22 protein-coding genes and 2 rRNA genes (1 of these 24 running past the window's edge) are annotated in these 19,677 nt (G+C 36.7%); 1 reads left to right on the top strand and 23 read right to left on the bottom strand.

Annotated features, from left to right (window positions below; genetic code table 11):
- Nucleotides 1–16: 16 nt before the first annotated feature.
- The 12 genes from glmU to metG all read right to left on the bottom strand — a co-directional run bounded on the left by glmU (nucleotide 17) and on the right by metG (nucleotide 10,923).
- Entirely contained in the window at nucleotides 17–1,396 is a 1,380-nt protein-coding gene (glmU, locus tag ACHZK0_RS00280; protein ID WP_061678915.1) for a bifunctional UDP-N-acetylglucosamine diphosphorylase/glucosamine-1-phosphate N-acetyltransferase GlmU, read from the bottom strand.
- Between the two features lie 324 nt (nucleotides 1,397–1,720).
- Nucleotides 1,721–2,014: a septation regulator SpoVG gene (gene spoVG, locus ACHZK0_RS00275; protein ID WP_000454041.1), complete on the bottom strand. Its 294-nt coding sequence runs from the start codon at nucleotides 2,012–2,014 to the stop codon at nucleotides 1,721–1,723.
- Nucleotides 2,015–2,166: 152 nt separating this feature from the next.
- Nucleotides 2,167–2,541, bottom strand: a complete 375-nt coding sequence (locus tag ACHZK0_RS00270) for a RidA family protein (protein WP_048542187.1) — start codon at nucleotides 2,539–2,541, stop codon at nucleotides 2,167–2,169.
- A gap of 124 nt (nucleotides 2,542–2,665) precedes the next feature.
- Nucleotides 2,666–3,514, bottom strand: a complete 849-nt coding sequence (gene purR / locus ACHZK0_RS00265) for a pur operon repressor (protein WP_061678916.1) — start codon at nucleotides 3,512–3,514, stop codon at nucleotides 2,666–2,668.
- Between the two features lie 54 nt (nucleotides 3,515–3,568).
- Nucleotides 3,569–4,438, bottom strand: a complete 870-nt coding sequence (gene ispE, locus ACHZK0_RS00260) for a 4-(cytidine 5'-diphospho)-2-C-methyl-D-erythritol kinase (protein WP_000772099.1) — start codon at nucleotides 4,436–4,438, stop codon at nucleotides 3,569–3,571.
- 196 nt (nucleotides 4,439–4,634) lie between these two features.
- Nucleotides 4,635–4,814 carry an acid-soluble spore protein SspF gene (gene sspF / locus ACHZK0_RS00255; protein WP_001985066.1) on the bottom strand — a complete coding sequence of 60 codons (180 nt, stop codon included), beginning with the start codon at nucleotides 4,812–4,814 and terminating at the stop codon, nucleotides 4,635–4,637.
- A 91-nt stretch (nucleotides 4,815–4,905) separates the two neighbouring features.
- Nucleotides 4,906–5,166 carry a biofilm formation stimulator Veg gene (gene veg / locus ACHZK0_RS00250; protein ID WP_061678917.1) on the bottom strand — a complete coding sequence of 87 codons (261 nt, stop codon included), beginning with the start codon at nucleotides 5,164–5,166 and terminating at the stop codon, nucleotides 4,906–4,908.
- A 238-nt stretch (nucleotides 5,167–5,404) separates the two neighbouring features.
- Nucleotides 5,405–6,268, bottom strand: coding sequence for a sporulation peptidase YabG (gene yabG / locus ACHZK0_RS00245; RefSeq protein ID WP_061678918.1), 864 nt, complete (start codon nucleotides 6,266–6,268; stop codon nucleotides 5,405–5,407).
- A 110-nt stretch (nucleotides 6,269–6,378) separates the two neighbouring features.
- Nucleotides 6,379–7,257 carry a 16S rRNA (adenine(1518)-N(6)/adenine(1519)-N(6))-dimethyltransferase RsmA gene (rsmA, locus tag ACHZK0_RS00240; protein WP_000651555.1) on the bottom strand — a complete coding sequence of 293 codons (879 nt, stop codon included), beginning with the start codon at nucleotides 7,255–7,257 and terminating at the stop codon, nucleotides 6,379–6,381.
- Nucleotides 7,254–7,811 carry a ribonuclease M5 gene (gene rnmV / locus ACHZK0_RS00235; RefSeq protein ID WP_048562636.1) on the bottom strand — a complete coding sequence of 186 codons (558 nt, stop codon included), beginning with the start codon at nucleotides 7,809–7,811 and terminating at the stop codon, nucleotides 7,254–7,256. The genes rsmA and rnmV overlap by 4 nt, the downstream gene beginning before the upstream one ends.
- Nucleotides 7,812–8,006: 195 nt before the next feature.
- Nucleotides 8,007–8,774: a TatD family hydrolase gene (locus ACHZK0_RS00230; protein ID WP_262742148.1), complete on the bottom strand. Its 768-nt coding sequence runs from the start codon at nucleotides 8,772–8,774 to the stop codon at nucleotides 8,007–8,009.
- Between the two features lie 166 nt (nucleotides 8,775–8,940).
- Entirely contained in the window at nucleotides 8,941–10,923 is a 1,983-nt protein-coding gene (gene metG, locus ACHZK0_RS00225; RefSeq protein WP_000134145.1) for a methionine--tRNA ligase, read from the bottom strand.
- Nucleotides 10,924–11,441: 518 nt separating this feature from the next.
- Between metG and ACHZK0_RS00220 the strand changes: the two genes are divergently transcribed.
- Nucleotides 11,442–11,726 (top strand): AbrB/MazE/SpoVT family DNA-binding domain-containing protein, encoded by a 285-nt coding sequence (locus ACHZK0_RS00220; protein ID WP_000843036.1) that lies wholly within the window; start codon nucleotides 11,442–11,444, stop codon nucleotides 11,724–11,726.
- Nucleotides 11,727–11,746: 20 nt separating this feature from the next.
- Here the strand turns inward: ACHZK0_RS00220 and rsmI are convergent, their stop codons facing one another.
- The 11 genes from rsmI to ACHZK0_RS00165 form a co-directional block, all read right to left on the bottom strand.
- Complete coding sequence (gene rsmI, locus ACHZK0_RS00215) at nucleotides 11,747–12,622, bottom strand: 16S rRNA (cytidine(1402)-2'-O)-methyltransferase (protein ID WP_262742142.1); 876 nt, start codon at nucleotides 12,620–12,622, stop codon at nucleotides 11,747–11,749.
- Nucleotides 12,591–12,881, bottom strand: a complete 291-nt coding sequence (locus ACHZK0_RS00210) for a GIY-YIG nuclease family protein (protein WP_000414343.1) — start codon at nucleotides 12,879–12,881, stop codon at nucleotides 12,591–12,593. Before ACHZK0_RS00210 ends, rsmI begins: the two co-directional genes overlap by 32 nt.
- Entirely contained in the window at nucleotides 12,868–13,608 is a 741-nt protein-coding gene (locus ACHZK0_RS00205) for a tRNA1(Val) (adenine(37)-N6)-methyltransferase (RefSeq protein WP_262742143.1), read from the bottom strand. The genes ACHZK0_RS00210 and ACHZK0_RS00205 overlap by 14 nt, the downstream gene beginning before the upstream one ends.
- Nucleotides 13,609–13,728: 120 nt before the next feature.
- The gene (gene yabA / locus ACHZK0_RS00200) at nucleotides 13,729–14,082 is read right to left on the bottom strand and encodes a DNA replication initiation control protein YabA (protein ID WP_262742144.1); all 354 of its coding nucleotides are present in this window, start codon (nucleotides 14,080–14,082) and stop codon (nucleotides 13,729–13,731) included.
- A 14-nt stretch (nucleotides 14,083–14,096) separates the two neighbouring features.
- A complete protein-coding gene (locus tag ACHZK0_RS00195) occupies nucleotides 14,097–14,924 on the bottom strand; it encodes a PSP1 domain-containing protein (RefSeq protein WP_000272429.1) in 828 nt (275 codons plus the stop codon).
- Nucleotides 14,925–14,929: 5 nt separating this feature from the next.
- Nucleotides 14,930–15,913, bottom strand: a complete 984-nt coding sequence (gene holB, locus ACHZK0_RS00190) for a DNA polymerase III subunit delta' (RefSeq protein ID WP_262742145.1) — start codon at nucleotides 15,911–15,913, stop codon at nucleotides 14,930–14,932.
- A gap of 35 nt (nucleotides 15,914–15,948) precedes the next feature.
- On the bottom strand, nucleotides 15,949–16,575 hold the full coding sequence (gene tmk / locus ACHZK0_RS00185; RefSeq protein ID WP_097819353.1) for a dTMP kinase: 627 nt from the start codon (nucleotides 16,573–16,575) through the stop codon (nucleotides 15,949–15,951).
- Nucleotide 16,576: 1 nt separating this feature from the next.
- Nucleotides 16,577–17,998, bottom strand: coding sequence for an aminotransferase class I/II-fold pyridoxal phosphate-dependent enzyme (locus tag ACHZK0_RS00180; RefSeq protein ID WP_395761063.1), 1,422 nt, complete (start codon nucleotides 17,996–17,998; stop codon nucleotides 16,577–16,579).
- Nucleotides 17,999–18,070: 72 nt separating this feature from the next.
- Nucleotides 18,071–18,250, bottom strand: coding sequence for a sigma factor G inhibitor Gin (locus ACHZK0_RS00175; protein ID WP_061678926.1), 180 nt, complete (start codon nucleotides 18,248–18,250; stop codon nucleotides 18,071–18,073).
- Between the two features lie 190 nt (nucleotides 18,251–18,440).
- A 5S ribosomal RNA gene (rrf, locus tag ACHZK0_RS00170) occupies nucleotides 18,441–18,556 on the bottom strand.
- Between the two features lie 48 nt (nucleotides 18,557–18,604).
- Nucleotides 18,605–19,677: ribosomal RNA gene (locus tag ACHZK0_RS00165) — 23S ribosomal RNA — on the bottom strand (it continues 1,849 nt past the right edge of the window).

Below are 19,677 nucleotides of genomic sequence, written 5' to 3'. Positions count from 1 at the left end.
AGATTAACCCTCCACATTATGATTTTTTCTTATTCAGCAATTGATCAACATAGTCTTCTTTGTTAACTTGACGTGCACGTGCTACAGATAATGCTTTTGATGGAACATTCTCTGTAATTGTAGAGCCTGCTGCCACATAAGCACCATCTTCAACTGTTACAGGAGCAACAAGGTTTGAATTACATCCAATAAATACCCCGTTACCAATCACAGTTTTGAATTTATTCTTACCGTCATAGTTCACCGTAATTGAACCACAACCAAGATTCACGTCTTCTCCAACTTGTGCATCCCCGATATAACTTAAGTGTGAAGCTTTACTTCTATTACCAAAAACAGTTTTTTTGATTTCCACGAAGTTTCCAACGCGTACTTCATCTCCAATAACTGAATCTGGACGAATATGTGCAAATGGACCAACCGATACTTCTGTACCAAGTTTACTATCATGTACAGTAGATTGACGAATTGTCGTACGATCTCCAATTTCACTATCGCGAATTACTGTATGCGGTCCAATTTCACAATCAGAACCGATTACAGTGTTCCCCTCAATAATTGTTCCTGGATGAAGAACTGTATCACTACCGATAATTGCATCAGCAGAAATATACGTGTTACTTGGATCAATAATCGTAACACCATTTACCATGTTCTTTCGGTTGATACGGTTTTTCATAATAATTTCCGCTTGCGATAGAGCGACTCTGTCGTTAACACCTAACGTTTCATCGAAGTGCTCTGTTTGATAAGCCGATACAATGTGACCTTCATTTTTTAAAATCTCAATAACATCTGGCAGGTAATATTCACCTTGTACGTTATCATTTGAAACTTTAGAAAGCGAAGCGAATAAAGCTTTATTATCAAAACAATACGTACCTGTATTGATTTCTTTAATAGCTAATTCTTTCTCATTTGCATCCTTATGCTCAACAATCTTTTCAACATGACCATTCTCGTTACGAACGATACGACCATATCCAGCAGGCTCTTCTATGTAAGCTGTTAGCACCGTTGCCATTGCCCCTGCTTCTTTATGTTGCTGAAGCAATGATTCCATCGTTTCAGCAGTTATTAGCGGCGTATCACCACAAATAACTAAAGTTGTTCCTTCTTCATTTGCAAGTACACTTGCAGCTTGATCTACAGCATGCGCTGTACCAAGTTGTTCTGCTTGTAATGCAAACTCACTTACGTTTCCTAGCTGTTCTTGTACCATTTCAGCACCATGTCCTACGACTGTTACAAGTTTCTGCAATCCTAATTGAGATACTTGATCGACAACATGTTGTACCATAGGTTTTCCACATACAGGATGAAGCACTTTGTATAGCTTAGACTTCATACGTGTGCCTTTACCTGCAGCTAGAATCACTGCAAATCTGTTTGACATATAGACCCTCCATCGCAACCTATTTATCCATTAACGATATTATCCTAAATCATCATATATTTCAAGAAACACATTTTAACTATTAAATTTTACCATAATTCTCATACGATGTTTTACTCTTTAGTATCTTTTTTAAGAAATAAGCTATACTATTTAAATTGATTTTGAAAAAATTAGAAGTTTTCTTCTTCATTTTAATGGATTCTGAATTTTCGGAACGTAAAATGTATAAAACTCCAAAAAAAAACAAACCCCTGTAAATGCTTACAGGAGTTTGTTGCAAAATTATAGGGATTTCTTTAAAAAGCCCTTTTCATTCGAATTTTACGAAGCACCCGCTTCTTCAAACTCAACCTCTTCTAACTCGCCTAAACGATGATACTCTGTTAAAACCGCATCTTGAATTTTAGAGCGTGTACCAGAATTAATTGGATGTGCAATGTCACGGAATTCTCCATCTGGAGTACGTTTGCTTGGCATTGCTACAAATAATCCATTATTACCATCAATTACACGAATATCATGAACAACAAATTCATGGTCTAGAGTAATAGAGGCAATTGCTCTCATGCGGCCTTCTGTGTTTACGCGGCGTAATCTTACGTCAGTCACTTCCATCTTGTGTTCACCACCCTTTTCTAAATAAGCGATATATTTGTATAAATTCCACAAATTTTCTATTTTCCCTTTAATTTTTTAAAAATTTTTAAGATAAAAATTTTTAATGTAATTGAATATAGAGATTAGTGGAGGTTATCGCTTACAAAGAACTACTTAACTAGGGCAATTACTTCGATTTCAACTGAAACATCTTTCGGTAATTTTGCTACTTGTACACAAGAACGAGCTGGCTTATGAGTAGAGAAATAAGAGCCGTATACGTCATTAACAGCATTAAAATCATCCATATCTTTTAAGAATACTGTTGTTTTTACTACTGAATCAAATGAAGCACCTGCTTCTTCTAATACCGCTTGTAAATTTTGAAATACTTGCTCTGTTTGTACTGTCACGTCTCCTGCTACAAGCTCTCCACTTGCAGTTAATGGAATTTGTCCTGAACTGTAAAACATATTATTTACAATAATCCCTTGTGAATATGGTCCAATTGCTTGTGGTGCATTACTTGTTTGAACAACTTTCATATTTTTTCACCCTTTTATTATTTATTTTTACTCTTTAAAAATAGTGCACGAAAAGCAGTTTGTCCATCTATTTTATAATTCATAAATAGAATAAAAAAAAGATAAAGCGATCTGCTTTACCTTTTTACTCAGCTTCTACAAGCCCTTCATCAAATGGTGCCAGTGAATAATTTCCCTTTTCCACTTGAATCGCTTTTTCTTTCACATCAACTTCTGATAGACGAATTAATGATACAAAATTATTAATTAGTCTTTCTTCAATATCCGTGGATTCTACTAATACACCAATACCAACAACATTAGCCTTAAACTCTTCTAACATACTCATCATACCTTGAATTGTCCCGCCAGCTTTCATGAAGTCATCAATAATTAAAACATTTGATCCTTCTGGAAGGCTACGCTTTGCTAACGTCATTGTTTGAATTCGCTTAGAAGAACCTGATACATAGTTAATACTAACAGTTGGGCCTTCTGTTACCTTATTATCTTTTCTTGCAATTACTACCGGTACATCTAAGTAATTTGCCACCGCATAAGCAAGTGGAATCCCCTTCGTTGCCACCGTCATAACCGCATCAATTGGTTGCCTAGCAAAAACAGAAGCAAACAAACGACCTGCGCCATTAATATGACGAGGATTACTTAAAAGATCTGTCATATATAAGTAACCACCGGGTAAAATACGACCTGGATTTTCAAATAGGCTACAAAGCTCTCCAATAATGAGATCTGCCTCTTCCGCACTTATATATGGTATATATTTCACTCCTCCTGCTGCTCCTGGTATCGTTTGCAATGTGCCGACCCCTTGTTGTTCAAACGTTTGCTTAATAATAACTAAATCTTCACTAATGGAAGACTTAGCTGATTGATACCTTTCAGCAAAAAAAGTGAGAGAAACTAGCTGACGAGGATTTTGTAACAAGTAATACGTCATATCGACTAATCTTGTACTTCGTCTAATTTTCATACTCTCACCTCAAATCACGAATATTCTAAACAAATCATACCGTATTATACGTCTTTATTCAAGCGTTTCTCGCTCTCCCAATAAACGTACTGCATATACTTGTTCACAAAATCCTTTTAATCCGTTATATATACGATGCATTCGCGAATCGTGGTGCACAAGGCCAAATACAGTTGGGCCACTTCCACTCATTAATACGGCATCCGCCCCAAATCGCTTCATCTGTGCCTTAATACGTGCAACTTCAGGATGCATCGCAAACGTTACATCTTCTAAAACGTTACCAACAGTATCACAAATGCCTTTGTAATCCCCGGCATTTATGACATCAACCATTTTATCTACATTTGGATGTGTAACTCGATTTAACTTTAAATTTCCATACACATCAGCAGTAGATACACCAATATGGGGTTTTGCTAAAATAACCCAACAAGAAGGTGGAGTTTTTATGTGCTCAATTTGCTCTCCTCTTCCAGTGGCAATTGCTGTCCCACCATATACGCAAAACGATACATCTGATCCGATTTCTGCGCCCAGCTCTGCTAACTGGTCAATTGTAAGCCCTAAATTCCATAATTTATTAAGGCCACGTAATGTCGCTGCTGCATCACTACTTCCACCTGCTAATCCAGCTGCTACTGGAATCGTTTTTTCAATAGTAATAGATACGCCTTTTTTTACATTAAACTTCTCTTTTAATAATCTCGCTGCTTGATAAGCTAAATTTCTTTGGTCGTCTGGGACATACCGATTATGGGATAAAATTTCAATACGGTCTTCTGCTAATTCCATTAGTTCTAAACGATCCGCTAAATCAATTGTTGTCATAATCATTTTCACTTCATGATATCCGTCTTGTCTTTTTCCCAGTACATCTAACGACAGATTAATCTTTGCTGGTGCTTTCACTAGTAGCTTCAATCTATTCACCCACTCTATGTACTCAATCTTTTATCGTTTATTTTACCATAAATTTATAGTAAGACGATGACACTTCCCTAATTATAACGAAAAGCATTCAGAATGAAACTACTTATGTAAAATGATGGCACCTTTTAGAGTACAAAAAGCCGAGGAATCACTCCTCGGCTACCGTAGCATAGAAAGTATCTTACAACTACTGGTTTTGTTTCATTAATTGCTGTTCTGCAATTTCTATAGCACGTTTCACCATGTTACCAGCATCTTTCGCACGAATTCCGCCCCATCCTTCTTTCTGAACAACATCATAAAAGCCTAGCTCTTTTGCAAGCTCTTCTTTAAATTGATTTGACATGACACCTCTTCGTCTACTCAATGCAGAGTCCCTCCTTATTTTGCTACGGTATAATTAGTATGCAAAATAATATAGCTTTTCATTTGTGGGAATATATGTAACGATACATCAATTATAAAATCACTTCATTATGAGGTTCACCATAAAATGTTAACTCTACTGTCTCTGTTAAAACATCCGCATAGCTATACGATACACGTTGTAACGCATCTTCTTGCTGATCCAATTGTACAACAAAAACAGAACGGTACGTTTCTGCAAGTACACCTGATTGCTCTACTGTTTTTCTTCTCCCACTATTTGCCTTTAACATCAGTCTCTCTCCAAGATGGTGATCTAATTCGCTTTTAATTTCATCTAAACGTTTTGACATATACTTCGTTACACCTCGCTGTAATTTAGATTGAACACTTAAAACACGATATATCTATCCCAATTATTAACCGCAACTCACAGACAATATCATTATAAAAGCATTATGCGTTCGAATAGATAGAAGAAATACTATATTGTAAAAGTATCATTATGTAGTCTGTGCGTTCTTCTCTCTTTTTATCCAAGCTGATTTAAATCCTTCCCATACAAAAAAGCAAGATACATATGTACCTTGCTTATTCTTCATAATGTTGAAAGGGTAATCCAGTTCGTAAAATCCCCCTCGTCTCAATCCCGCCAAGTCCCTTCTCGCCAGTAATCGTATTACGTACAACATCCCATACATTGACTCTCTCCATAAAGGACGTAAAACTAATTTTACCCACCACATATACAGGATCTAGTGCGTGAATATTAATTCTAGATGGTGAACTAGCAAAATTAGCACCAGCTCGAATTAACGCTTCAAAGTGTGATTGGCATGCCCCGGCAAAAATAACGAGTTGATCCAATGATGGATATTTTTTTCTCACTTCTCGAACAGCCTGTACAAAATGCCTTGAATGTCTATATGCTGCTAAATCTCCCTTTACCCCTTTTGATTTTGTATATGCATCGTGCCCTGTAATAACTAAAATGTCCGGGCGAAAATGATCTATTAAATCTACTACCTTTTCATGCATCTCTGTTTCTTTACAATGAATACCTTGTACAGGAACACCAATTTTATTATATAAGTCTAAGCACTTGCGCAAATATAACGGGTCTCCATCTATATGCAATACACGTCCTGGCATTTGAAAATAATTCACCTCACTTGTGTATCCACCCGTTGAAGTGTGTTCATGCCTTTGTTTCATTAATACATAATCTTGTTGAAACAAACGATACGTACGCTCCATCGTTTCTTTCTCACGCTTCGCTCTTTTTTTATGTTCTCGTTGATCTATACTAACTAAATCTTCAAGTGGCGCATCTGCCACCAGTCTAATTTCCTCTCCAAATAATATAGCTATCTCGCCTTTTATTTCTATAATACGAAAAAGAATATCCCTCTTATGAGAATATCGTTCCACTAATTCTCCAACATGTAAAGCCATTCTCCTACCTCCAAACTCGTTAGGCCATCTTACCTGTTTTTAAAGTATGAATGTAGGAGAGGAAAGGTGACAAAAGGGACAGTTCAAGTTGAACTGTCCCTTTTGTATTCTTATGACAATTTATGAAGAACTAATGCATTACTTAATGTTGCAAACTCCTCGATAGATAGCGTTTCGCCTCTTCGTTTCGGATCAATTCCTACTTCTGTTAAAATTCGATCCAACAGCTCTTTATCTTTCGGGAAACCATTTAAATTATTTGATAAATTATTCATTAAAGTTTTACGACGCTGTGCAAAACTTGCTCGTACTACTTCAAAGAAGAATGTCTCATCTGTTACTTCTACAACTGGTTTCGGACGCTTCAGAAGACGAATAATCGCAGAATCAACATTTGGTTGTGGCACAAACACTGTACGCGGTACAGTCATAACCGTTTCTACCTCTGTATAATACTGAATAGCAATGGATAAAGAACCATACTCTTTCGTTCCAGGCTTAGCAGCTAAACGATCTCCCACTTCTTTTTGCATCATAACAACAAATCCACGAACTGGTAATTTCTCTTCCAGCAATTTAAATAAAATTGGCGTTGTAATATAGTATGGTAAGTTAGCTACTACCATTACATCTTGCCCTTCCTCAAATTGCTCACTAAACACCTCATGTACATCTGCCTTTAGTACATCTTTATTGATAACTGTAACGTTGCTATATGGAGCTAACGTCTCATCTAAAATCGGTAATAGTCTCTGATCAATTTCAAAAGCCACTACTTTTTTAGCACGCTTCGCTAATTGTTCTGTTAATGCACCGATACCTGGTCCAATTTCAATTGCACCACTTTCTGAACCAATTTCAGCGTGATCAACGATACGATTTAATACATTCGTATCAATTAAAAAATTTTGTCCTAAACTTTTTTTGAATGAAAATCCGTACTTTTCAACAATATCTTTCGTACGATTTGGCGTTGCGATATCCTTCATTTTCTTTCCTCCTGTATGACTTGCTTATAAGCTTCTGCAAATGCTTCTTTTGAAACTTGAAACATTTGTAAACGTTTATGTAACTGTTTTGCGTTTGTATAACCAATCTTTAATAGCTTACCCATTCTTTCTCTGCGACTCTTTGCCATTTCTCCGCCCACTAAGCCTGCATCGACTAGATCGCTCCAACTAATTTCACTTGTGTAAGCTTCCATTTCTTCATGTATATTCTCTAAAGCACGGCGAATTGATTCATTAGAAGCATGCTCAATTCCGACACCTTTTTTCCTTTTAGCAAGTGCTTCTTCCTTCGGTAAAAAAGCATGTTTACATCCAGGAACCTTATCAGAAATAATTTTTCGAATACGCTCTCCAGGATAATCCGGATCTGTAAAAATAATAACGCCTCGTTTTTGCAGCGCTAATTTAACTTGCTCAATAACATGATCACCGATTGCTGAACCGTTCGTTTCAATTGTATCCGCATCAACAGCACGCTTAATCGCAACTGTATCATCTTTACCTTCTACAACGATAATCTCTTTAATTTTCATGCTTGCCTCCACACTCGTTTCGTCTCTACTTAGTAAAACAAAAAAATGACGACTTTTCCATTATTATTTTCCCCATTCTTACATTTTAAAAAATAGAATGTCCAAAACTTTGTTCTCTCTCCTTATTGTAACACTTCCTCATTCGCCATTCTTTTTTCACAAAAATAAAAAAAGAATGGGTTCTCCCACTCCTTTTTATTCAACACCAAATAAAGCTTTTGCATTTTTTGTTGTTACTTCTGCTACTTCCTCATAAGAAATTCCTTTTAAGTTCGCAATTTCTTCTGCTACGAGTTTTACATAACTCGGTTCATTTCGTTTCCCTCGAAATGGATGTGGTGTTAAATATGGACAGTCCGTCTCTATTAACAATTTCTCTAACGGAATCTCCGCAGCAACCTCTTTCGGTTTCTTAGCATTTTTAAATGTAACTGGTCCGCCTAACGAAATTAAAAAGTTCATATCAACACATCGCTCTGCTACTTCTACACTGCCACTAAAGCAATGCATAATGCCTCCCACTTCAGCCGCATTCTCTTCTTCTAGAATATCAACAATATCTTGAGTTGCATCGCGGTTATGTATAATAATCGGCAATTTCACCTTTTTGGCTAATGCAATTTGTTTACGGAATACTTCCTTCTGTATTTCTTTTGGAGACTTATCCCAGTGATAATCTAAGCCCATTTCTCCAAGTGCAACAACTTTAGGATGGGAAGCGAGTTCTTCTAACCAAGCTAAATGTTCTTCCGTCATGTCGATTGCATCAACTGGATGCCATCCAACTGCAGCGTAAATAAAATCATAGGTTTCAGCTAATTCAATCGCCTTTTTTATCGTTACTTCATCAAAACCAACAACAACTGTATAAGTAACTCCCACTTCTTTCATTCGTGCAATAACTTCTTGCAAATCTTCTTCAAATTGCTCTGCATTCAAATGTGAATGTGTATCAAACAACATCATACATAACTCCTTTTATATTGAAATCAAGTTTATTCTACACAAATAAGCTCTTTACTAACTTAACGATAACAATACTACAATTTTAATGCAAAAATTGAGAATGTAAAAAGAAAAAAGACGCTTCACACATGTTACACGTGAAACATCTCTTTTCTTGTCTTAATTACTTAATTTTTGTACCATTTGGTAGATTTTGATCAATTGTTGCTAATGACAATACGCCATTCTCTTCACCCGCTAAAATCATACCTTGTGATAATTCACCGCGTAATTTTACAGGTTTTAAGTTTGTTACACAAATAACCTTTTTACCTTTTAGGTCTTCTGGTGAATAGAATTTTGCAATTCCAGAAACAACTTGACGCTTTTCTGTACCTAAATCTAGCTGGATTTTTAACAACTTATCTGCTTTTTTCACAGGCTCAGCAGATAGTACTTCAGCTACGCGTAATTCTACTTTAAAGAAATCATCAATTGTAATTTCTTCTGCCTTCGGTTCTTCTTCTTTTTTCTCTTCTACTTTAGGAGCAGAGGCTTTCATTTGTTCTTTAATGTACTCTACCTCTACTTCCATTTCTAAACGTGGGAAAATTGGTTGTCCCTTTTCTACTTTTGTTCCAGCTGGAATACAGCCAACTGTAGATAGACTTTCCCAAGACTTATGCGCTTCATCAGTAAGGCCAAGCTGAGCAAACATCTTGCTTGGTGCTACTGTTAAGAATGGCATAAGCATAATACCTGTTTGACGAAGTACTTCTGCTAAATGGGCCATTACAGAAGCTAACTTTTCACGATCATTCTCATCTTTTGCTAATACCCAAGGTTGTGTTTCATCAATATATTTATTCGTACGGCTAACCAATTGCCAAATTGAGCTTAACGCTACAGAAAATTCCATATTCTCCATTGCTTCTTCTACTTTTTTCAATGTATCCTGTGCAAACGTTACTAACGTTTCATCGAATTCCGTTACATTTGCTTTAAATGCAGGGATTTCTCCGTTAAAGTACTTATCAATCATCGCTACTGTACGATTCAATAAGTTACCTAAGTCATTTGCTAAATCGAAATTAATACGCTCCACGAATCCTTCTGGTGTGAATACGCCATCAGATCCGAATGGAACTTCACGAAGTAAGTAATAACGTAATGCATCTAATCCGTAACGATCGATTAATGTAACTGGATCTACTACGTTTCCTTTTGACTTACTCATCTTTCCATCCTTCATTAAAATCCAACCATGAGCAAAGACTTTTTTCGGAAGAGGTAAATCTAATGCCATTAAAATGATTGGCCAATAAATTGTATGGAAACGAACGATTTCTTTTCCAACTAAGTGCACATCAGCCGGCCAGAACTTCTTATACATCTCTTCATTCTCTGTTCCATAACCTAATGCTGTAATGTAGTTAGATAATGCGTCAACCCATACGTAAATAACGTGTTTTGGGTTGCCTGGAACACGAACTCCCCAGTCAAATGAAGTACGAGAAACAGCTAAATCTTCTAAGCCTGGTTTGATAAAGTTATTAATCATTTCATTCTTGCGAGACTCTGGCTGAATGAAATGTGGATTATCTTCATAGAATTTTAATAGTCTGTCGACATATTTACCCATTCTAAAGAAATACGATTCTTCACGAACAAGTTCTACATCATGACCACTATCTGGGCTTTTTCCTCCAACTACTTTGTCACCTTCCATAATTGGATCTACTAATTGATGTGCTGTATAGAATGTCTCATCTTGTACAGAATACCAACCTTCATATTCATCAAGATAAATATCACCTTGATCTACTAGTTGCTTGAAGATTTTTTCAACAACATCTTTATGACGATCTTCAGTTGTACGAATAAAATCATCATAAGAGATATCCATCTTCTCCCAAAGTTCTTTAATTCCTGCAACGATGTTATCCACATATGCTTGTGGTGTAACGTTTAATTCTTCTGCTTTTTTTTGGATCTTCTGTCCATGCTCATCAGTTCCTGTTAAATAATGAACATTATATCCTTGCATACGCTTATATCGTGCCATCGCATCTCCTGCTACTGTCGTATAAGCATGTCCAATGTGTAATTTTCCACTTGGATAATAAATTGGGGTAGTAATATAAAAGGACTTGTTTTCCTCTGTCATTGTTTTGGACCTCCCGGATAACCTCATATGTATTTATAAACAGTATATCAAAAACTTATATATAAAGTGAAACTTTAATCAGTAGGGTTTTGTTCACTCCCGCGGATTATTAGCCCGCACCAATTGGGCTTTTACGAGCAGCCCGATCCTCACTTGACTTCTTTCCTCCAACCGAGGTTTGAAATGGGAATCTTACCGCTCGTTAACTCGGGATAAAAAACGAGTTAATATCTAGTACCTTTATCATCTATTACTCATATTTCGAGAAAATATACAATCTCCACTTAAATTTATAAACTTTTCTGAAAATAAAGTGAAATAATAGTAGAAATTACTCACATTCTATTATATATAAGAAGTAAGAAATCTATAAATCTTTTTAAAAAATATAGAATTTAAGAATTGACGGAAATGTAAATGATTGGTATCATATGTCCATAGGGTATTTTGTCGAAAAATGACGAATCTAGAAAATAGACTCGAAACTTATAAACTATTTCTTTAGGAGGAAAAGAATTATGAAATCTACTGGTATCGTTCGTAAAGTTGATGAATTAGGTCGTGTAGTAATTCCAATCGAATTACGCCGTACTTTAGGTATTGCAGAAAAGGATGCTCTTGAAATCTACGTTGATGACGAGAAAATCATCTTAAAAAAATATAAGCCAAACATGACTTGCCAAGTAACTGGCGAAGTATCTGATGGTAACCTATCTTTAGCTGAAGGTAAAATTATCTTAAGCAAAGAAGGCGCTGAGCAAATCTTAAACGAACTTCAAGATTATATCGAAACAGCAAAATAAGCTTCTCAATTATGAGAAGCTTATTTTTTATCGACATGATAGGTTTGATATACATCGCGTTTCGACAAATCTCGATCTTTAGCGACTGTTTTTATCGCCTCTTTTGAATTCATACCTTTTTCATTTATATAATGTTCAATATGATCATATACCGAAATAGATTCCCACCATTGTTCTTCTGGGGCAGGTTCTTCCGTTGAACCAGCTACTAAAATACAAAACTCGCCACGAACTTCATTTTGTTTCGTCCACTCAATGGCTTCCTCGACTGTTCCACGAATAAATTCCTCGAATTTTTTCGTTAACTCTCGACATAATACAATTTCTCTATTTCCCAGCACTTCTTGCATCGAGATTAAAGTATCATCTAAACGATGAGGCGCTTCATAAAACATCATTGTAGTTTGTACATAACGAAGCTTTTCTAGCTCCATTTTTCTTTCTTTTTTATTTCTTTGTAAAAATCCATAGAAATAAAATTGTTTTGTTTCAAGACCTGACGCTATTAACGCTGTAAGGGCTGCATTTGCCCCAGGAAGCGGGATAACATGATAGTGTTCCGCTACAGCCTCTACAACAATATCGTAACCTGGATCTGAAATACAAGGCATACCAGCATCACTAACAAGTGCTACTGTCTTTCCTTCGTCTAACTTATCTAATATTTTCTTCCCACTTACTTCCTTATTATGCTCATGGTAACTCATAACAGGTGTTTCAATTTCGAAGTAATTACAAAGTTTTTTCGTTTGTCTCGTATCTTCAGCAGCAATTAAATCAGCTTCTTTTAAAATTCGGATTGCACGAAATGTCATATCTTCTAAATTTCCAATAGGAGTTGGTACTAAATATAAAACTCCCTTTTCATTTTGTTGAAAGCTTTTTTGTTGCCACATAGCGTTCTCCTTTTTGCATATATTCTTCTTTTTGTTTTCTATTTAATTGCTTAAAATAGTACTCTGCTTGCATAGCTGTACGCTTATCTTCATGAAATTCTATATATTTTAAAACAACTGGAAGTCTAGCACGCGTATACCTAGCTCCCTTTCCGCTATTATGTGTCTGAATCCGCTTCTCTATATGATTTGTATATCCAGCATAATAGCTTCCGTCAGAGCACTCTACTACATAAAAACAATGCTTATTCTTCTCCATATAAAATTGAACGAATCTCCTTTGTATATTCATTATTTTCTTCATATACAAAAAGAGGTGGCAATATTTTCAAATCCGCGTTTCCGTCCTTAATTCCTTCAATTAACAACGTATTCGCTTCTTTCCCTGCCTTTGGATAAACAAACCGTACACGCTTTGGTTCAATTTTGTATTTACGCATTAATGTAACAATATCTAGCAAACGGCCTGGACGATGTACAAATGCTACTTTCCCGCCTTGCTTTACTAGCTGACTACTTGCAGATACAACATCCTCTAATGTACACATAATTTCATGGCGAGCTATCGCTAAATGTTCATTCATATTTTTCTCAGACGTTGCAGGTGTTTGAAAATAAGGCGGATTACATGTGACAACATCATATTGATGACGTCCAAGTTTCTCCGGCATATCTTTCAAATCCCCGTGTATTAAGTGAATTCTTTCTTCTAACTTATTGTATTGAACGCTTCTGATTCCCATATCATATAAACGTTCTTGAATTTCCACACCTGTAATATTCCCTTTCGTTTTTGTACTTAATAGAAGAGGCACAACTGCATTACCTGTACACAAATCAAGTAAATTACCTTTTTGAATTGGCACCCAAGCAAAGTCTGCAAGTAAAACAGCATCTAACGAAAAATTAAATACTGATGGGCTTTGTACGATCTTCATATCTTGCGCTAATAAGTAATCTAAACGTTCATCTTCATATAAATTCATATGTTACTCCTTTTCTTACACTTAACCTACCCTATTTCATCTTCTACTAATAAAAAACATATTTCATTCTACTCTCATGTATAAAAAATTACCTTTCCAATTATCATTGGAAAGGTAATTTCACTTTTTATTTAAAAATGACAGGCAGAATAAACAATCTCCCTCTTTACGTACACTTCCATAATGCAGATTACAAATATGAAAACCTTCTTGATATAGTCTTGCTAAATTATCGTAGCCTTCACCAATATCAGCTGTCTTCGGCTTCACTTCTTTACGTTTTTGAGTTTTTTGTTTTTCTTTAATCTGCACTTCTTCAAAACGGCGTCGCAAATTTTCATTTTCCATTTTTATATGTTGGTTTTCTTCCAACAACTCTGCAAGATGTTGTTTTAATTCTCCCAACTGTTTGTATAAATGTCCAATTTGCTCTTCCATACTAGAAACCGATGCAAAAATATCTTTTTTCTCCACAAGCACCCACCTCATTAATCTGTGGTTTGACTCGAAACGACCCCTTTATTCACTAACTCATCTAACGTATATTCTACTATCCGTTCCTTGTCTACTAGTTCCACTTGAATTAATCTTTCTAAAATATTTAATCCGATAACACGGCCAGTACCATGCGGGGTTTGTATACGTTGATCTAAATCAGGAAGTTGTTCCTTTGCTGCCTCATATTCATCATTCTCATATTTTAAGCAACACATTAAACGACCACATAAACCAGAGATTTTTGCAGGATTTAATGATAAATTTTGATCCTTTGCCATCTTAATAGATACAGGTTCAAAATCACCTAAAAAAGTAGAACAACAAAGCATACGACCACACGGACCAATACCACCAAGCATCTTCGCTTCATCACGAACACCAATTTGTCTTAGTTCAATTCTTGTCCTAAAAATTGCTGCTAAGTCCTTCACCAGTTCTCGGAAATCAATCCGACCATCCGCAGTAAAGTAGAAAATAATCTTATTACGATCGAACGTATACTCTACATCTACAAGTTTCATATCAAGATTATGCTCTACTACCTTTTGCTGACAAACTTGATATGCTTCTTTCGCAGCATGTTTGTTCTCTTCAACAATGGTACGATCATTTTCATTTGCAATACGAATAACCTTTTTTAGCGGTAATACAACGTCGTTTTCATCAACTTGCTTTTTGGTAATAACTACTTTTCCGTATTCAATACCTCTTACCGTTTCTACAATTACAAACTCATTTTCAGAGATATCGAACTGGTTCGGATCAAAATAGTACACCTTTCCGGCCTTCTTAAAGCGAACACCTACTACATCATACAAAACGGTCATCCCTCCTGCAACCGCAACACTAACTGTTCGAACACAAGCTGCGCATTTACATTAGCGTTGATTCTATTTTTTGCCTCTAATATATTAAAGAGAGCTGATACAATGCGCTTCTGAGCATAGGAGAAAGATTCAAACATCTCTTTCTGCTCATGAAAAACAAGACGATCTTCTTCTCCAAGTTGAACATATAATAAATCCTTATAAATAAGGAGTAACATATCTAAACCTTGCTGTAATTGTTCTTTCTCTCCAAAGTGTTTTCCCCATTTTTCTTGTACAAAAAAAATAGAGGCTTTATCCTTTTCGAGCGCTTCACATAATTTTATCACTAAAGCTCGTGCTTGTGCAAACCATTCATCACTACATAAAGCTAAAGCTTCATCAAAACTATTCGTGAGTTGTGCAGCAAGTGTTGATAAAGATGCCGTAATACCTTCATCCTGTAATCTTCTAATTAAAGATTCCGTAGGTAATGGTCTAAATGTAACAACTTGACAGCGAGATAAAATCGTATTTAAAATTTGATGACTTTGTTCAGTAAGTAAAATAGCTGTTGTATCACTGCTCGGTTCTTCTAAAAATTTCAAGAGTGTATTCGCTGCATTTGCTGTCATGCGGTCTGCGTGCTCAATAATATATACTTTTTTATTTGCCTCTAATCCTGTTTTTGAAAACTCTTCTTGTAAATCATGAATTTGTTGCTTCTTAATAGATAATCCGTCTGGTTTTACAATATGTAAGTTCGGGTGGTTACCTGAATCAATTCGCTTACAATTTGTACATACATGACAAGGCTCTACCCCATTCCGCTGAGAACAGAGGAAACTCTTTGCCATTTGAATTGCCGTCGCAAACTTTCCTGTCCCTTTCCCTCCCTCTAACAAGTAAGCGTGGGATATACGCCCTTTTGCAATGCTATTCATCAACATTTTTACACCGATGGGTTGTATAGCAGAAAGCTGCTCCCACGTCTTTGTCATAATGCATACCTCACTTATTTCATTCTTTCCTTCTATTATAACAATTTATCTTCTATAATCTGAACAACTTCTTCTATAAGTTTTTCCATTGGTTGATCAGCATTTACTAATACAATACGATCTGAGAAACGTTCTACAACTTGTAAATATCCTTCACGCACACGTTTATGGAAAGAGATATCTTCCATATCTAATCGATTCACTTCACGTCCTGCATCTTTTTCAATTCGGGCTAAACCAATCTCTGGTTCAATGTCTAAGTAAATCGTTAGACTAGGCATACAGTCCTCAGTTGCGAAACGATTGATTTCAAATACTTTATCCATACCTAATCCTCTTGCATATCCTTGATACGCTAAAGAGCTATCTATAAAACGATCGCATAATACAAGGTAGTCCTCGTTAAGCGCTGGCATAACCTTTTCCACCAAATGTTGTCTACGTGCAGCAGCATACAGAAGCGCCTCTGTACGTGCTTCCATCATCGTATATTCTTTTTTATGTAAAATCGTTCTAATATCCTCAGAAATTGCAATACCACCTGGTTCTCTCGTCGCCATTACCTTCTGTTCCTTTTGTTCAAAGTATGGCAATAAACTTTGAATTAACGTTGTCTTACCAGAACCTTCTGGACCTTCAATTGTTACAAATAATCCCTTCATCCTAAAACCCACTTTCTATATCATACACTTTCATATATTTCGCACTGCCTTGAAAACGAGCGCCTGCTTTCTCTAAATACATAATTTGCTCTTTATGTTCTGAAGTAATTCTTTCTCCATACATAATCAATGGAATTCCAGGTGGATATGGAATCACCATCTCTGCCGCTATCATCCCAACTGCTTCTTCTACAGATACTACTTTTGTTTCATATCCTTCCAGTTGTTTATATGTATACGGTAAAGGAGAAATTTCTCCTTTATAAGTATAACGAATAGATTCCTTCTTGTCTTTCACCTCATAATATTGCAATGCCTCTCGGATCATCTCTATAGCCTTCATATACTCCTTATTTACTTGCAAGGGCAAAATAAATAGGACATTATATGGATCCGCCATTTCTGTATATATACCGACCTTTTCAAATACAGACTGTAATTCGTATCCTGATAACTGACAACGTGTCTGTACGGTTACCTTTAACTCGTCTTGTAATGGATATTGTAAAATAGCTATTTGTGGAATAGAACACAATTTTTCTTTAAATCCCCGTAAAAACTCGACAATTTCATCATGGCCCTTTTCTTTTATACGCGCTATTGTAAAGCGTGCAATATCAAGAGAAGTCATAATTGGATACGATGGACTACTAGATTGTAGCATACTTAAATAAGTAGAAACTTTTTCTTCTTTCACTAGGCGACTATTTATATGTAAATAGGATCCCATCGTCATGGCGGGTAATGTTTTATGTGCAGAATGAACTACAATATCTGCACCATATGCTAATGCTGACTTTGGAAATGCTCCCCCTAAACAAAAATGAGCTCCATGTGCTTCATCTACTAAAACGGGGATTTTATGTGCATGTGCATAAGCGATGCTTGTCTCTAGATCCATCCCCATACCATAATAATTAGGATGCGTTAAAATAAGTGCTTTAGCATTTGGATATTTTTCAATTGCTTCCTTAATAATTTCATCATGAATTCCCACTGGTACGTTATAAGCTTCATCAATCCATGGATCTAAAAAAATTGGATTTGCTCCCGCTAATTTTAAACCATTAATAATCGATTTATGACAATTTCTTTGTACAAGAACAATATCGTGTTCCCCGCAACAAGACAAAATCATTGCTAAGTTCCCCACTGTTGAACCATTAATTAAAAAATAACTTTTTTCCACTTCATATACATCAGCTAATAATTGTTGTGCCTCATCTATACATTCAAACGGGCTATGTAAATCATCTAACCCTGACAACTCAGTTACATCGATAGATAGTATATCTTTAAACTCCTCTACTGCCTCCTGAGGGAAGTTTAAACCATTTTTATGACCTGGAACATGAAAGGACAACGGCCCTCTTTCTTTAAACTCTATTAATGCCTCATATAAAGGTATGCGATTTTGATTCATCTATATCTCTTCCTTATTATTTCATTCTTTCTCTATTATACAGAACAAAAAAAATAATAGGCATATGCCTATTTAAAAATATGATACTTCTAATTTCCGAAGCTGTTTTAAATAATATATATACTTCGGATCATTTGTCTCCGTATTCACCATATCTTTTTCACATTCATAACATATTAAATTATTATAAACATATATCCCTTCTTTTCTTTCTGTCTCACATACAATACAAACTTCATTTTTTGATTTCATATCCTTCCCTCCCTATTTAAATGGACATATTTTATACTCCTATTCCTTAACAATTTACAGAAAAATATACATCAATCTCTTATATAATATGATTAATCCTTGGGCAACGTGTTTGTATTATCATTACTTCTTTTTACGTACCGTTTAAAAACACAAAAAAACACAAGTCAAAAGACTTGTGTTTTTAGTTGCTTGGCGACGTCCTACTCTCACAGGGACAAGGTCCCAACTACCATCGGCGCTAGAGAGCTTAACTTCCGTGTTCGGTATGGGAACGGGTGTGACCTCTCTGCCATCATCACCAAACTATGAAGGCATATTCCTTCAAAACTAGATAACATTGCTACATATTATATGGTTAAGTCCTCGATCTATTAGTATTCGTCAGCTCCACATGTCACCATGCTTCCACCTCGAACCTATCAACCTGATCATCTTTCAGGGATCTTACTAGCTTACGCTATGGGAAATCTCATCTTGAGGGGGGCTTCATGCTTAGATGCTTTCAGCACTTATCCCTTCCGCACATAGCTACCCAGCTATGCCCTTGGCAGAACAACTGGTACACCAGCGGTGCGTCCATCCCGGTCCTCTCGTACTAAGGACAGCTCCTCTCAAATTTCCTACGCCCACGACGGATAGGGACCGAACTGTCTCACGACGTTCTGAACCCAGCTCGCGTACCGCTTTAATGGGCGAACAGCCCAACCCTTGGGACCGACTACAGCCCCAGGATGCGATGAGCCGACATCGAGGTGCCAAACCTCCCCGTCGATGTGGACTCTTGGGGGAGATAAGCCTGTTATCCCCGGGGTAGCTTTTATCCGTTGAGCGATGGCCCTTCCATGCGGAACCACCGGATCACTAAGCCCGACTTTCGTCCCTGCTCGACTTGTAGGTCTCGCAGTCAAGCTCCCTTATGCCTTTGCACTCTACGAATGATTTCCAACCATTCTGAGGGAACCTTTGGGCGCCTCCGTTACACTTTAGGAGGCGACCGCCCCAGTCAAACTGCCCACCTGACACTGTCTCCCGGGTCGATAAGACCCGTAGGTTAGAATTTCAATACAGTCAGGGCGGTATCCCACCAGCGCCTCCACCGAAGCTAGCGCTCCGGTTTCAATGGCTCCCGCCTATCCTGTACAAACTGTACCAAAATTCAATATCAGGCTACAGTAAAGCTCCACGGGGTCTTTCCGTCCTGTCGCGGGTAACCTGCATCTTCACAGGTACTATAATTTCACCGAGTCTCTGGTTGAGACAGTGCCCAAATCGTTACACCTTTCGTGCGGGTCGGAACTTACCCGACAAGGAATTTCGCTACCTTAGGACCGTTATAGTTACGGCCGCCGTTTACTGGGGCTTCAGTTCAGAGCTTCGCTTACGCTAACCCCTCTCCTTAACCTTCCAGCACCGGGCAGGTGTCA

It is taken from the genome of Bacillus sp. 3G2, from assembly GCF_044324725.1.
In the GTDB taxonomy this organism is placed as follows: domain Bacteria; phylum Bacillota; class Bacilli; order Bacillales; family Bacillaceae_G; genus Bacillus_A; species Bacillus_A mobilis.
The sequence above is the reverse complement of the archived record's forward strand: the minus strand, read 5'-3'. Positions and strand labels throughout refer to the sequence as shown.

Excerpts from the sequence above, each read along its gene's own strand:
- rsmA (WP_000651555.1), bottom strand. The coding sequence starts at position 7,257 with ATGAAGGATATCGCAACGCCAAATCGTACGAAAGATATTGTTGAAAAG.
- glmU (WP_061678915.1), bottom strand. The coding sequence starts at position 1,396 with ATGTCAAACAGATTTGCAGTGATTCTAGCTGCAGGTAAAGGCACACGT.
- yabG (WP_061678918.1), bottom strand. The coding sequence starts at position 6,268 with ATGGCTTTACATGTTGGAGAATTAGTGGAACGATATTCTCATAAGAGG.
- metG (WP_000134145.1), bottom strand. The coding sequence starts at position 10,923 with ATGACAGAGGAAAACAAGTCCTTTTATATTACTACCCCAATTTATTAT.
- ACHZK0_RS00230 (WP_262742148.1), bottom strand. The coding sequence starts at position 8,774 with ATGTTGTTTGATACACATTCACATTTGAATGCAGAGCAATTTGAAGAA.
- tmk (WP_097819353.1), bottom strand. The coding sequence starts at position 16,575 with ATGAAGGGATTATTTGTAACAATTGAAGGTCCAGAAGGTTCTGGTAAG.
- spoVG (WP_000454041.1), bottom strand. The coding sequence starts at position 2,014 with ATGGAAGTGACTGACGTAAGATTACGCCGCGTAAACACAGAAGGCCGC.
- purR (WP_061678916.1), bottom strand. The coding sequence starts at position 3,514 with ATGAAAATTAGACGAAGTACAAGATTAGTCGATATGACGTATTACTTG.
- ACHZK0_RS00175 (WP_061678926.1), bottom strand. The coding sequence starts at position 18,250 with ATGAAATCAAAAAATGAAGTTTGTATTGTATGTGAGACAGAAAGAAAA.
- holB (WP_262742145.1), bottom strand. The coding sequence starts at position 15,913 with ATGACAAAGACGTGGGAGCAGCTTTCTGCTATACAACCCATCGGTGTA.
- rsmI (WP_262742142.1), bottom strand. The coding sequence starts at position 12,622 with ATGTGGCAACAAAAAAGCTTTCAACAAAATGAAAAGGGAGTTTTATAT.
- ACHZK0_RS00180 (WP_395761063.1), bottom strand. The coding sequence starts at position 17,998 with ATGAATCAAAATCGCATACCTTTATATGAGGCATTAATAGAGTTTAAA.
- ACHZK0_RS00210 (WP_000414343.1), bottom strand. The coding sequence starts at position 12,881 with ATGGAGAAGAATAAGCATTGTTTTTATGTAGTAGAGTGCTCTGACGGA.
- rnmV (WP_048562636.1), bottom strand. The coding sequence starts at position 7,811 with ATGAAAATTAAAGAGATTATCGTTGTAGAAGGTAAAGATGATACAGTT.
- veg (WP_061678917.1), bottom strand. The coding sequence starts at position 5,166 with ATGTCAAAACGTTTAGATGAAATTAAAAGCGAATTAGATCACCATCTT.
- ACHZK0_RS00220 (WP_000843036.1), top strand. The coding sequence starts at position 11,442 with ATGAAATCTACTGGTATCGTTCGTAAAGTTGATGAATTAGGTCGTGTA.
- ACHZK0_RS00270 (WP_048542187.1), bottom strand. The coding sequence starts at position 2,541 with ATGAAAGTTGTTCAAACAAGTAATGCACCACAAGCAATTGGACCATAT.
- ACHZK0_RS00205 (WP_262742143.1), bottom strand. The coding sequence starts at position 13,608 with ATGAATTTATATGAAGATGAACGTTTAGATTACTTATTAGCGCAAGAT.